At 68.6% G+C, this 204-nt stretch carries 1 pseudogene; it reads right to left on the bottom strand.

Annotated features, from left to right (window positions below):
* Nucleotides 1-204: pseudogene (locus HCJ94_RS29480) on the bottom strand (hypothetical protein); the annotation flags it as partial.

Here is a 204-nt window from a genome sequence, read left to right as displayed (position 1 = left end):
GCAACGCCGTCGCGATCGCCACCACCGCGGCCCGCTCGTCCATGCCGGCCTTCTTCGTCGCCGCGATGATCGCCTTCACATTCGCGACCTGCTCGTCGTCCAGATCGATCCGCGACTGCTCGCCCTGCACACCGTGCGGGATCAGCGTGCCCTTGTCCACCTTGTCCGCGAGGACGGTGACCGCGACCGGCTTCGACTCCACCG

This window comes from Micromonospora thermarum, from assembly GCF_012034245.1.
In the GTDB taxonomy this organism is placed as follows: domain Bacteria; phylum Actinomycetota; class Actinomycetes; order Mycobacteriales; family Micromonosporaceae; genus Micromonospora; species Micromonospora thermarum.
This window is presented reverse-complemented; position numbering and strand designations above follow the sequence as displayed.